Source organism: Klebsiella sp. V115_8 (genome assembly GCF_029967715.1).
Taxonomy (GTDB): domain Bacteria; phylum Pseudomonadota; class Gammaproteobacteria; order Enterobacterales; family Enterobacteriaceae; genus Klebsiella; species Klebsiella quasipneumoniae.
Genome location: NZ_JASCAR010000044.1, coordinates 231,096 through 243,435, shown reverse-complemented (window position 1 = coordinate 243,435; position 12,340 = coordinate 231,096). Strand labels below are relative to the sequence as shown.

Below are 12,340 nucleotides of genomic sequence, written 5' to 3'. Positions count from 1 at the left end.
AGGCGGACATGATTGGGAAACTATTATTCAAGGGGATGATAGCAGGCATTCTGGCTGGACTGGTGGCATTTGCCTTTGCACACCATTTCGGCGAGCCGCAGGTCGATCGTGCTATTGGAATTGAAGACAGTCTGGCCGCTCATACACACCAACACAGCGCGTCGGCTGATGGCGGTGAAGAAGAGGTGTTTAGCCGTCAAACCCAGTCCGGGATCGGGCTAATGGCCGGTATGGTGCTGTTCGGCGCAGCGCTGGGCGGCGGTCTGGCACTGAGCTGGGCCTTTAGCTATCAGCGCTTCGGACCATCGAACCCGCGTCTGTTAGCGTTATGCCTGGCGCTGGTCGGCTTTCTGGTCATGAGCCTGATGCCTGGTCTGAAATACCCACCCAATCCGCCTGCAGTCGGTAACCCGGATACCATCGGCTATCGTACCGAACTGTACTTCGTCATGATGTTGCTTTCCATCGGCATTGTCATCGCGGCCGCGTGGTTATCACATCAGCTAATACCGCGCCTTGGCAGAGGAAATGCGATGATGTGGGCAATGCTGTTCGCTATGGCGCTGATGCTCATGGTTTGTGCCCTGATGCCGACAGTGAACGAAGTGCCCGAACACTTCCCGGCGGACCTCCTATGGCGTTTCCGTATTAGCTCCTTCGGCACGCACCTGGTGCTCTGGAGCGTCATCGGTGTGGCGTTCGGTGCCTTAGCCGAACGTACGCCGGCGACACGTGCGCAACGCCCAGCCTTCCGCCGCGGTTAACATCATGAGAGCGTCGCTAACGCTGATTTGTCAGGGAGAAACGGCAGCGTCCAGTGGTTCACATTTCCCCTGTGATGCCCCTCTGAAGGCGCGGGAATGGCAACGGGCGCGTCAGTTACAAAGCCGTGTCGCCCGTTGTCACCGCGTCTGGATCTCCCCGGAGACCGCCGCCCGACAAACTGCCGCAGCGCTCTCTTTACCGGGTACCCCGGTAATGGAGCTGGCGGAGCCCGACTACGGCATCTGGGCCGGTCGGCCATTACGTGAGGTGATGACGCAAGACGCCGACGCTTTCCTGGCCTGGCTGGAGGGTGAAGCGCCGCCGGGCGGAGAATCACGTGTTCAGCTGTTGGCGCGCTGTGGCCGCTGGCTGACAAAACACGTCGATATTCAAGGACGACACTGTGTAATTGCGTCTGCCTCCACTATCCGTGCCATGATCCTCGCCGTTCTCGGCGCCCCACTTCACTCATTTGCACGTATTGACGTCCACTCGCTCAGCATCACCGAGTTGCGCAGTGACGGACGGCGCTGGAATTATTGTTTATTAAGAGATGACATAAATGGCTAATGCTCGACGGTGTCCCGCTGAAGCCATCAGCAAGTAAGCGCCTTTGGCCATGGATGGCTCCATCTACTTGTCCTGCATCGCTAAACCCAATGCCATAGGACCGCTCAGCCCCCTTCACGACCGGTCCTGCGCAAAAAAGTAAACCTTCCCTGACCATGATTATTTATACTCAGAAAACAGGTCATTAAGAAAGGAAGCCACGCGTTGAAATGGGTAACCTGGTTAAAACGTATCGTGTTGTCCCTGCTGCTGTTGATTGTTGGCGCTCTGGGACTACGCGTTTATGACATTCAGCGCGGGCCCGATCTGCAGCTCTGGCATACCTGGGTTCCGCATGAAATGGGCGCGGATGAAATCGACAATGCTGACTGGAACGATTACCTCCAAAAAGAGAATGCGCTCTTCGGTGAGGTAAAACGCCAGGTTACCAATAAGCTGGACGCTGAACAGCAAACCGAACTGAATCGTTACTACAGTCACAGCCCCATCTATCCGGACTCGTTTCCCACCAACTGGAATCGGTCATATATCATGATGCCGGATGGCAAACCGCAAGGCGCTGTGGTGTTGCTGCATGGTCTGACGGATACACCCTACAGTCTGCGGCATATCGCCGAAAATTACCGGCAACAGGGTTATGTCGCCATCGGTATCAGGTTACCGGGCCACGGGACGGTACCCGCCGGGCTGACCGACGTGGACTGGCAGGACTGGCTGGCCGCCACGCGCCTGGCGGTGAGAGAAGCGAAACGACTGACGAGTCATGATGCGCCCCTGCATATCGTCGGATTTTCCAACGGCGGCGCGCTGGCAATGAAGTATTCGCTGGACGCGCTGGATAATGCCGGACTGGCAAAACCCCAGCGGGTGATCCTGATTTCTCCGATGATCGGTATTACCCGCTTCGCGCGCTTTTCCGGCCTCGCGGGCTGGCCCGCGTTTCTTCCCGCCTTCTCGAAAGCCGCATGGTTAAACATCATGCCTGAGTTTAATCCGTTCAAATATAACTCCTTCCCGACGAACGCCGCCCGTCAGTCGTTTCTGCTGACCAAAGCGCTGCAAAAGCAGATAGTGACGGATTCGAGAAATCATAGGCTTAACAGCTTACCGCCGGTATTGACCTTTCAGTCCGTTGTGGATTCAACGGTCAGTACGCGGGCGATCGTGACGGCGCTGTATAACCGCTTGCCGGATAATGGCAGTGAAATTGTCCTGTTCGATTTAAATCATGCGGTCAGGTTTAATTCATTATTACGCCGGACGTCTTACACCGCGCTGGCGCGGTTGCTGCCCGCGGCGCCGCGAGCTTATCAAACCACGATCATCACTAACGCCAATTCCGCCAGTACAGAGATGGAAATTCGCACCACCCGCGCCGGGAAAACAGACACCACGGTGGAAAAGCTGCAGGGAATGCACTATTTACCGGACGTCTACTCTCTTTCTCATGTCGCGCTCCCCTTCCCCTTGAGCGATTCGCTGTACGGGCGCTATCCCCATCCGCTGAATCAATACGGGATCAGCCTTGGCACGTTTGCAGCTCGCGGTGAGCGTTCTGTGCTGGTTGTGGGTCTGGACTCGCTGATGCGCCAGTCTTCCAATCCGTTCTTTCCCTATATGATCAAGCGCATTGACGAAGGGATCGACACTCGCCCGGCGCTCTCCGGAAAATAACTCCCCTCTGGATAAGTGGCCGCCGAGGCCACTTTTTCCTGAGGGCGCTACACTATGCTTTCGCCGACGTCGACAGCCACTGATATATCGAGGACAGATCCTGCCCGGCAAATCCCGCATCCGCCGCCTGCTGCCACAGTTCGGCGATGTTATCCAGTCCCGGCATGGTGTGCGGCTCGGACAGGGACAAGGCCAGCCGGGCATCTTTCAGCGCATGCGCCAGCTGCATCTGCGGCGCGAATTGCTCATTGGCGATGGCGTCCAGTTTGACTTTGACATAGGGCGCCGCCAGCGGGCCGCCCTCCAGGGCGCTCCACAGCTGGTCGGGGGTAAAGCCCAGCGTCTTTGCCAGCTGTGCGCTTTCCGCGATGCCCTGCATCATCGCAATCAGCCAGGCATTGAGGACCAGCTTCATTTTCTGGCTGTTGCCCGCCTCGCCAAACCACTGCGTCCCACGTGAGATAGCGGCAAATACCTGTTCCGCCGGGCCACACTTTTCACGATCTCCGCTGGCGAGCACCAGGATCTGCGCCTTCTCCGCCGGGGCTTTGGTCCCTGAAACCGGGGCATCGACGAAGGTCATCGCCGGCTGACGCTCCCGCAACAAAGCGATAGCCTCCTGGGTCTCCGCCAGGCCGATGGTGCCCATCTGGCAATAGATCGCCTGCGGCTGACAGGCAGGCGCTATTTGCGCCAGTACCTGCAGGGTAGCCTGACCATCGGCGAGCATACTGATGATCACCTCGGCATCGGCCACCGCCTGCTGCGGCGTGGCGTGCAGGGATAATCCCTGCGCCTGTAAATCCTCGCCGCGCGCTGGCGAACGGTTCCAGCCCGCGACGGTAAAGCCCTTCTTCAGCAGATTGCTGGCAAAAGCGTGTCCCATGGCGCCGAGTCCCAGCACCGCGACTTTTGGTAATGTACTCATCTTGTCTGTCCTGATTCGCGTGTTAATAAATGGCGGACGTCTACTATCGCATCTCTGGCACGGATGTCAGTAGCAATAACCGCCATATAAAGTGACACTGTCACTATATGATAGCCACATTTATCGCGGCTCAGGGCTGGCGGAGCCACTCCAGCAAGCGGCGTATCGCTGGCGACAGGCGTTCGTCATCCTGATAGCACAGGCACAGCCGACGCAGCGCCCAGCGATCCTGCAATGTGATAACGGCGAACCGGTAGCGTGGCAGGTAGCGTTCGGCAATAACGCGCGGCAGGATCGCCCCGCCGGCGCCGTGAGCCACCATCTCGCAAAGCCCTTCAAAATGGCTCATCCTGATGCGGACGTTCAGCGCCTGGCCGACTCCGGCGGCCTGCTCTTCGATATGCTGCTGCAGCGCGCTGGTCTGATAGAGCGCGACCAGCGGCTCATGGATGATCGTTGCGAAAGCCACCTCGGCGGCGTCACTCAAGGCATGGGCCGGCGGCACGATCAGCACCAGGGGATCCTCCGCGACGGGCTCCAGGCGCAACGGCCCGGGGTCGACCGCATCGGACACCACCCCGACCTGCGCCACGCCAGCCAGAATGCTGCTGACAATATCTGCGCTGGTGCGCTCTTCGGTGTCGATCTGTATCCCGGGATGCGCGGCCATCCACGTGGCGAGCTTGCCTGGCAGAAAAGCCGACATCGCCGAGGTATTGGCAAACAGGCGCAGCGTGCCCTGCTGACCGCGGGCGAAGGCGTGCATCGCCTGGCGCAGACGCCGCTGCTGCTCTAACAACGGACGAGCATGGCGCGCCAGCACCTCCCCGGCCTCGGTCGTTGTCACCCCCCGGGCATGACGGTGCAGCAACGGCACACCGACCTCCGCCTCCATTTTGCGCAGCCTTTCGCTGGCGGAGGCCAGCGCCAGATGGGCCGCCGCCGCCCCGCCGGTAATGCTGCCGCTATCCACGATGGCGATAAACAGTCGCAGATCGGCGAGATCCAGTCGCATAAGCCCTCCTTTCCCTTCGGTTTTACCGTAGCCTGCGGGCAACATACCGCATTGTCCACCCGGAGACCAGCTGTTTCAATGCCCTTCTCTGAGCCGATAAGTGAGCCATGATGTTTGATCTTCACACTCTCTGTTTACTGCTGATCTTTATTGCCGCCGGGCTGGTCAAAGGGGTGACCGGTATGGGACTGCCCACCGTGGCGATGGGCCTGCTTGGCCTGCTGATGCCGCCACCGGCCGCGGCGGCCCTGCTGGTGCTCCCCTCGCTGTTAACCAATCTCTGGCAGCTGCTGGCTGGCCCCGCGCTGGCGCAGATTGTGCATCGCCTCTGGTTAATGATGACCGGGATGATTATCGGCACGCTGGCGGGGTCGTCACTGCTCATCCACCTGAACCCGCGGTGGTCGTCGCTGGCGCTGGGCGTCGTGCTGATAGCTTATGCCGGATACGCGCTCCGTGGTCCGGCGGTGCAGGTTTCCGCCCGCGTGGAAAAGCGCCTGTCGCCGCTGATGGGCGGACTGACCGGACTGATCACCGGGGCGACCGGGGTATTCGTTATTCCGGCGGTGCCCTGGCTGCAGGCGCTGGGCTTTCGTCGCGACGAGCTGGTCCAGGCCCTGGGACTGTCGTTCACCCTCTCCACTCTGGCGATGGCGGCCGGCCTCTCCCTGCACGCTGGCTGGCGCGCAGAGTCGCTGCTGCTGTCGGCGCTGGCGCTGTTGCCCGCGCTGCTCGGCATGTGGCTGGGACAGCGGATCCGCTCGCGTCTCAGCCCGCAGCGCTTTCGTCAGGGCTTTCTGTTGTTCCTGCTGGCGCTGGGGCTGGAACTTGTCCTCCGGGGGCTGCTGGGGGGATCGGCCTAGCGGCGGGTAATGTGCTTCACATTGTATTTACTGGTGTTCTGGTAGATCTCTGAGAAATCAACGATCGCCCGGTTCTGGGCGTAGCTGACAGACTGCACCCGTAGCAGGAGGCTGTTAGGCGCCACCTGCAGCAGCTCCGCCTGCTCGCGGGTCGCCAGCACCGGCGTATAGCTGCGGTGGCTCTCGATAATGGTGATATGGCACTCTTTTTTGAAATAGTTGAACTTAGACTGCTCAAGGTTACCCACGCTGAGCCACGGAAAAGCGGCGTACGGAATGTAGCTGTTCTCCACCAGGATCGGGACCTCATCAATCAGGCGCAGCCGCCTGACGTAGTAGACTTTCTCTCCCGGCTGGATCTTTAACTGCTGGGCAATGGCCGGCGGGGCGTCAAGCAACGTGAACTCAATGACCTTATTACGGTAGTTGGTTACCCCCACCACCTGCATCTGGTAGTTAAACCCCTCCAGCTCGCCGCCATGATAGTTACTCTTACGCACAATGCAGGTTCCGCTGCCGTGCCGCCGGGCGATCAGCTTTTCCTCCTCCAGTAGCGCCAGCGCTTTGCGCAGCGTCATCACCGAGACCTGCAGCTCCGCAGCCAGCGCTTTTTCGCTGGGCAGCATATCCCCGACGGCGTAGTCGTCGCTGTTGATACGGGCCTTCAGTTCGGTGGCAATCTTTTTATAAATCACTTTTAGATGTCTCGTTGAGATGGAAGGCGTGGAAAAGAACGACAAATAACGCATTGTATTTACAGATAATAGTTAATTTTTACGCGAGAGATTAGACGTTAACTCATCTATAAAAATGGCTATATTTATATATCTCTCCTGCAACAATATATATGACTTTCGTCACAGATGGCCTTTTTCCTGCTCGGGATCCCGGTGGTCTGCTCCTAGTCTGATAAGCCTATTGATCAGGTGATGACAGCAGGCTATGAAGACGAGAGGACAACCATGATTGGCGTGAAAAAGCTTCAGGACTTTTCCAAGGCGATGATCGGGCCGGTGCTGTATCTGCCGGCTATCGGCCTGTTGATCGCCCTGTTCAGCATGACCACCAACCGGCTGTGGGTGGATGAAAGCAGCGGGATCTATCTGTTAGGGAAATTCGTCTCCAGCATGCTCTGGGCGCTGATGAACAATCTCGGGTTTCTGTTCTGCCTCGGGCTGGCAAGCGGTCTGGCGAAAACCCGCAAAGCCGAAGCCGCTTTCGTGGCGGCCATGACCTGGCTGGTCTACCTGGCGGCGAACAACAGCTGGCTGACCCTGACCCATCGCCTGGCGACCGGGGCCACCAACGCGCAACTGTATGGCAGCGGACAAACCTACATCTTCGGTTTTCAGGTTATCGATATGGGCGTGTTCCTCGGTATTATCCTTGGCTGCGCTGTCGCCTTTGTACACAATCGCGTGGTCGGCATCGAATTTCGCGGCGCGCTGTCGATCTACGGCAACAGCAAGCTGGTGCTGATTGTGATGCTGCCGCTGGTGGGCCTGTTTGCTATCGCCACCGTCTATCTCTGGCCGGTGGTGGAGTTGGGCATCTCGGCGCTGACCGGCTTTATGAAATCATTTGGCGCCATCGGGGTCTTCCTGTACGGCTTTCTCAACCGGTTCCTGATCCCCACCGGGATGCATCATCTGATCTGGTCGCCGTTCGTCTTTACCTCTATCGGCGGTCAGCTGCTGATTGATGGCCAGACCGTCATTGGCGCCAAGCCTATTTTCCTCGCCGAAATCGCCCGTCATCCCGTTGACGCGCTCAGTGATTCCGCCCGCTTTTTAACCTATGGGATGGTGAAGATTTTTGGCACCGCCGGTATGGCGCTCGCCTTCTACCGCACGGCGAAACCGGAGAATAAACAGCGACTCAAAGTCACGCTGATCCCCTTAATTGTCACCTCAGTGCTGGTGGGGATCACCGAACCGTTTGAGTTTCTCTTTATCTTCACCGCCCCGCTGCTGTGGCTTATCTACTCCCTGCTGGACGGTTTCTTCCAGATGCTGGCCTGGCTGCTTCACGTGCGGGTCTGCGCCACAAACGGTCTTATCGATTTTGTCGTCTATAACCTGCCCGCCGGCGCCAGCGTGACGCGCTGGCCGGTATTTGTCCTGCTCGGCCTGCTGGAAACCGCCACCATGTACCTGGTCGGCACCTTCTGCATTACCCGCCTGCGAATGCTTACCCCGGGGCGCGAAGCCGCTGCCGATGCGGCATCTTCCCCACAGACGGATCAGGCGCATGGCGATTCAGACAAAGGCGCGCTGGTGATTGCGGGGCTGGGCGGTAAAGAGAATGTTTGTACGGTGGAAAACTGTTTTACCCGTCTGCGGGTCGATGTGCGCGACCCTGCTCTCATCCAGCAGACGCTGTTGAAAGAGAGCGGCGGGAGCAGCGTGCTGATTAAAGGCAATCATGTCCAGGTGATCTATGGCTTGGGGGTTAACAAAATTCGAACGGCGGTCAACGCCAGTCTGGGTGTAACTGAATAACGAGGTGGTAAATGAAAGATAACTTTGTGGTCACGATTGCCGGCGGCGGGAGTACCTACACGCCAGGGATTGTCATGATGCTGCTGGAAAATATGGCGCGCTTTCCCCTGCGGGAGATCCGTCTGTACGATAACCATCACGAGCGTCAGAAGACCATTGGCGACGCCTGCGCCATTCTGGTGGCTGAACGCTTCCCGCAGGTGCAGTTCAGCTATACCACCGATCCGCAGGCGGCCTTCACCGACGTTGATTTTGTGATGGCGCATATTCGCGTTGGCCTGTATGAGATGCGGGAAAAGGATGAAAAGATCCCGCTGAAATATGGCGTGCCGGGCCAGGAAACCTGTGGGCCGGGGGGGATCGCCTACGGTATGCGCTCGATTGCCGGCGTACTGGAGCTGGTCGATTATATGCAGCAGTACGCCCCGGGGGCGTGGATGCTCAACTACTCCAACCCGGCGGCCATCGTCGCGGAAGCGACCCGTCGCCTGCGTCCCGACGCGCGCATTATCAACATCTGCGATATGCCGGTGGCCATTGAGGGGCTGTTTGCCGACATCCTCGGTCTGCCGTCCCGCAAGGCACTGAACGTCCGTTACTATGGCCTGAATCATTTTGGCTGGTGGACCAGCATCACCGATAAAGCCGGTAACGATCTGATGCCGGCGCTGAAGCGTCACGTGGCGGAGCAGGGTTACAGTAGCCCAAAAGAGGATTTTCAGCATAAGGCGCCGAGCTGGATCGAGACCTTTAAAAAGGTGAAGGATGTGTTTGCCCTTGATCCCCTGACCCTGCCTAACACTTACCTGAAATACTACCTCTACCCTGACTACGAGGTGGCGCACTCTGACCCGGACTTTACGCGGGCCAACGAGGTGATGGCCGGACGTGAAAAAGAGGTCTTCGATATGGCCCGGGAGATCACCCGTCGCGGCACCGCGGAAGGCGCGCATTTCCACGCCGGGGCCCATGCCACTTTCATCGTCGACCTCGCCTGCGCCATCGCCTTTAATACCCAGGAGCGGATGCTGTTGATCGTGGAGAACAACGGGGCGATCGCCAACTTTGACGAAACGGCGATGGTGGAAGTCCCCTGCCTGGTGGGCGTCAACGGCCCGGAACCGCTGGCGATGGGAAAAATCCCTTTGTTCCAGAAAGGGTTGATGGAGCAGCAGGTGGCGGTGGAGAAGCTGGTGGTTGACGCCTGGATCGAGGGCAGCTACCAGAAACTGTGGCAGGCCATCACCCTGTCGAAAACGGTGCCCAGCGCCGCGGTGGCGAAAGCGATCCTCGATGAGCTGATCGTCGCCAACGAAGGTTACTGGCCCGCGCTGCACTGATTTTTTGCCGCAACCCTGCCGGGAGACCTTCTCTCCGCAGGGTTATCAGCGGCACCCGTCCCGCGATGCCTGCCTCATAGCCTTCCTTTGGCACAGACGCGACAATGGCCTGCGCAACCTCCTCCACACCGATGCCCCAGAGCCGCCAGCCACGCTTTTCCCTGATCGCAGTAATGAAATATAAATTCTATTCTTCGATATTATGGCGTAAAAATGTGATCTGCGTTGTATTCTTTGAGTTACATTAACCCACTGAAAACAACATCATTATTACTCACTCGCAAAATTAACCCCCTTTTCATGGGGATATCGCGCTGCATGCCATTGTGATTGGCTTCATGTATTTACCTTCCTGCAACACTGATTTGAAATTAAATTTTCATAATGTGATCTTGTAGCATGCTCGTTCCATTTCTTTGTGCCATATTCTTATCACAGTAAATCGCCGGAACGACAGCAACATGCCACACCAGGGCGCTGTCCTGCCGACGCACTGAAGACCGCTAACCCCGAAAAGGAGAACGGATATCGACAACATCCATATCACCACCAAGCCGTAAACCTCTTTGACCGCCATTGCTTAGCGTACCCTGCCATGTGCTGAGCAATTACACAAAGAAGAAAATCATTTAATTCAGTTAGATACGACAACACAGGCGTGATAAATCCTGACTGGGGAGATGTATTTTTATCTTGTGTCGTTCAACAAAATAAAGGGACTACCATGTCATTTATAACAAACCTGAACCAGCAACAGAGAAAACGACTTCATCAGATCACCTTAGTGGCCACCTTCGGCGGCCTGCTTTTCGGTTACGACACTGGCGTTATCAACGGCGCCTTTTCCTCACTGAAGCAGTACATGGCGCTGACCCCGACCACCGAAGGGCTGGTGATGAGCGTCCTGCTGGTCGGCGCCGCGCTGGGCAGCGTGTTTGGCGGCAAGTTTGCCGACTACTTCGGCCGGCGCAAATACTTACTCTTCCTCTCCTTTATCTTTCTCATCGGCGCCCTGCTTTCCGCCGCGGCTCCTGATATCACCACCCTGCTGATTGCCCGCGCCCTGCTGGGCTACGCCGTCGGCGGCGCCTCGGTTACCGCTCCGACCTTTATTTCTGAAGTGGCGCCCACCGAGATGCGCGGCAAGCTGACCGGCCTGAATGAAGTCGCCATCGTTATCGGCCAGCTGGCGGCGTTTGCCATTAACGCGATCATTGGCATCATCTGGGGCCATCTGCCGGACGTCTGGCGCTATATGCTGTTAGTGCAGGCGATCCCCGCTATCTGCCTGTTTGTTGGTATGTGGCGCGCGCCGGAAAGTCCGCGCTGGCTGATCAGCAAAAACCGCCACGAAGAAGCGCTGCATATTCTCAAACAGATCCGCCCGGCGGAACGCGCACAGAAAGAGTATGACGACATCTCCACCCTGATCAAAATTGAAGCCGGCAATAAGTACAGCACTCAGAACACCTTTACCACTATCCTCACAACGCCATGGATCCTCAAAATTTTGCTGGTGGGCATTACCTGGGCCGCACTGCAGCAAACCACCGGGGTGAACGTCATTATGTATTACGGTACGGAAATCCTGAGTGCCGCCGGCTTCTCAGAGCGTACCTCGCTGATCTGTAACGTGCTGAACGGTGTCTTCTCCGTCGGCGGTATGCTGATTGGCGTGCTGTTCCTTGTCGACCGTTTCAAACGTAAGACGATCATCATCTACGGCTTCGCGATTATGGCCACGCTGCATCTGATTATCGCCGCGGTTGACTACACCCTGGTGGGCGATCTGAAAGCCACCGCTATCTGGCTGCTGGGCGCGCTGTTCGTCGGCGTGATGCAGGGCTCGATGGGCTTTATCACCTGGGTGGTATTAGCCGAGCTGTTCCCGCTGAAATTCCGCGGACTGTCGATGGGGATCTCGGTATTTTTCATGTGGATCATGAACGCGGTAGTCAGCTACCTGTTCCCGCTGCTGCAGGCGAAACTGGGCCTGGGGCCGGTCTTCTTCATCTTCGCGGCCATCAACTATTTGGCGATTCTGTTCGTGGTGTTCGCCCTGCCGGAGACCTCCAATAAATCGCTGGAGCAGTTAGAAGCGGAGCTGTCAGCGAATCATGAGGATAAAAAATCCACTCGTCTCACCAGGGAGGTTGGCTATGATCGATAACATCACGCTGGATAATCTGCACATCGGCTGCAAGGCCAGTAATAAAGCGGAAGTCATCGCCATGATTGGCGCGGAGTGTAAATCCAAAGGCTATGTCAATCAGGAGTGCGTTCACTTTCTGCTGGAGCGTGAACATCAGGTTTCCACTTTTTTGGGCAATGGCATCACCCTGCCGCATCTGCCGAAATCAGCGACGGATATCATCCTTAAAACCGGGATTGAGATCTTTCAGTTTCCTGATGGCGTTATCTGGGATCGCGGCAACGTGATGTTTATTGCCATTGGCGTGATTGCGAAAGAGAAAGAGCATATTGACGTGCTCAAAGAAATTGCCTCGATATTCAGCGATGAGCTGATCGCGAATGCGCTGTCATTAATCTCTGACAAAAATGACTTCCTGAAGATCCTCCAGCATAACGCGCTGCCCCATTAAGTGCGCCACCGGCCGGGGCGCTGCCCCCGGCCCCTCCATTTATTGGTCTGGCAGCAAACAGACATTGCGAAAAATCTAATT

11 protein-coding genes are annotated in these 12,340 nt (G+C 57.3%); 8 read left to right on the top strand and 3 right to left on the bottom strand.

Going from position 1 to position 12,340, the window contains the following annotated elements:
- Nucleotides 1–8: 8 nt before the first annotated feature.
- From QLG03_RS22645 to QLG03_RS22635, 3 genes are all read left to right on the top strand, one after another.
- Complete coding sequence (locus QLG03_RS22645) at nt 9–764, top strand: CbtA family protein (protein WP_087824286.1); 756 nt, start codon at nt 9–11, stop codon at nt 762–764.
- Between the two features lie 4 nt (nt 765–768).
- Complete coding sequence (locus QLG03_RS22640) at nt 769–1,335, top strand: histidine phosphatase family protein (RefSeq protein ID WP_064154773.1); 567 nt, start codon at nt 769–771, stop codon at nt 1,333–1,335.
- Between the two features lie 204 nt (nt 1,336–1,539).
- Nucleotides 1,540–3,009, top strand: a complete 1,470-nt coding sequence (locus QLG03_RS22635) for an alpha/beta hydrolase (protein ID WP_147733435.1) — start codon at nt 1,540–1,542, stop codon at nt 3,007–3,009.
- 52 nt (nt 3,010–3,061) lie between these two features.
- On the opposite strand, the gene QLG03_RS22630 is transcribed toward QLG03_RS22635, so the two are convergent.
- Both QLG03_RS22630 and QLG03_RS22625 read right to left on the bottom strand, forming a co-directional pair.
- Complete coding sequence (locus QLG03_RS22630) at nt 3,062–3,937, bottom strand: NAD(P)-dependent oxidoreductase (RefSeq protein ID WP_044523052.1); 876 nt, start codon at nt 3,935–3,937, stop codon at nt 3,062–3,064.
- 130 nt (nt 3,938–4,067) lie between these two features.
- On the bottom strand, nt 4,068–4,952 hold the full coding sequence (locus tag QLG03_RS22625) for a LysR substrate-binding domain-containing protein (protein WP_152843538.1): 885 nt from the start codon (nt 4,950–4,952) through the stop codon (nt 4,068–4,070).
- A 110-nt stretch (nt 4,953–5,062) separates the two neighbouring features.
- Here QLG03_RS22625 and QLG03_RS22620 point away from each other — a divergent pair, with 110 nt between their 5' ends.
- Nucleotides 5,063–5,815: a sulfite exporter TauE/SafE family protein gene (locus QLG03_RS22620; RefSeq protein WP_255988002.1), complete on the top strand. Its 753-nt coding sequence runs from the start codon at nt 5,063–5,065 to the stop codon at nt 5,813–5,815.
- Here QLG03_RS22620 and QLG03_RS22615 read toward each other — a convergent pair.
- The gene (locus tag QLG03_RS22615) at nt 5,812–6,510 is read right to left on the bottom strand and encodes a UTRA domain-containing protein (protein WP_004205898.1); all 699 of its coding nucleotides are present in this window, start codon (nt 6,508–6,510) and stop codon (nt 5,812–5,814) included. The genes QLG03_RS22620 and QLG03_RS22615 overlap by 4 nt on opposite strands.
- A gap of 267 nt (nt 6,511–6,777) precedes the next feature.
- On the opposite strand from QLG03_RS22615, the gene QLG03_RS22610 reads away from it, so the two are divergent.
- The 4 genes from QLG03_RS22610 to QLG03_RS22595 all read left to right on the top strand — a co-directional run bounded on the left by QLG03_RS22610 (nt 6,778) and on the right by QLG03_RS22595 (nt 12,259).
- On the top strand, nt 6,778–8,316 hold the full coding sequence (locus QLG03_RS22610; protein ID WP_255988000.1) for a PTS transporter subunit EIIC: 1,539 nt from the start codon (nt 6,778–6,780) through the stop codon (nt 8,314–8,316).
- 11 nt (nt 8,317–8,327) lie between these two features.
- Nucleotides 8,328–9,656 (top strand): 6-phospho-alpha-glucosidase, encoded by a 1,329-nt coding sequence (locus tag QLG03_RS22605; RefSeq protein WP_274578549.1) that lies wholly within the window; start codon nt 8,328–8,330, stop codon nt 9,654–9,656.
- 724 nt (nt 9,657–10,380) lie between these two features.
- Nucleotides 10,381–11,826, top strand: coding sequence for a sugar porter family MFS transporter (locus QLG03_RS22600; protein WP_032452833.1), 1,446 nt, complete (start codon nt 10,381–10,383; stop codon nt 11,824–11,826).
- Complete coding sequence (locus tag QLG03_RS22595) at nt 11,816–12,259, top strand: PTS sugar transporter subunit IIA (protein WP_117137033.1); 444 nt, start codon at nt 11,816–11,818, stop codon at nt 12,257–12,259. The genes QLG03_RS22600 and QLG03_RS22595 overlap by 11 nt, the downstream gene beginning before the upstream one ends.
- Nucleotides 12,260–12,340: the final 81 nt, after the last annotated feature.

What these genes read in the sequence shown, in the direction of transcription:
- QLG03_RS22645 (WP_087824286.1), top strand. Translation starts at nt 9, where the DNA reads ATGATTGGGAAACTATTATTCAAGGGGATGATAGCAGGCATTCTGGCT.
- QLG03_RS22625 (WP_152843538.1), bottom strand. Translation starts at nt 4,952, where the DNA reads ATGCGACTGGATCTCGCCGATCTGCGACTGTTTATCGCCATCGTGGAT.
- QLG03_RS22595 (WP_117137033.1), top strand. Translation starts at nt 11,816, where the DNA reads ATGATCGATAACATCACGCTGGATAATCTGCACATCGGCTGCAAGGCC.
- QLG03_RS22600 (WP_032452833.1), top strand. Translation starts at nt 10,381, where the DNA reads ATGTCATTTATAACAAACCTGAACCAGCAACAGAGAAAACGACTTCAT.
- QLG03_RS22620 (WP_255988002.1), top strand. Translation starts at nt 5,063, where the DNA reads ATGTTTGATCTTCACACTCTCTGTTTACTGCTGATCTTTATTGCCGCC.
- QLG03_RS22630 (WP_044523052.1), bottom strand. Translation starts at nt 3,937, where the DNA reads ATGAGTACATTACCAAAAGTCGCGGTGCTGGGACTCGGCGCCATGGGA.
- QLG03_RS22610 (WP_255988000.1), top strand. Translation starts at nt 6,778, where the DNA reads ATGATTGGCGTGAAAAAGCTTCAGGACTTTTCCAAGGCGATGATCGGG.
- QLG03_RS22640 (WP_064154773.1), top strand. Translation starts at nt 769, where the DNA reads ATGAGAGCGTCGCTAACGCTGATTTGTCAGGGAGAAACGGCAGCGTCC.
- QLG03_RS22605 (WP_274578549.1), top strand. Translation starts at nt 8,328, where the DNA reads ATGAAAGATAACTTTGTGGTCACGATTGCCGGCGGCGGGAGTACCTAC.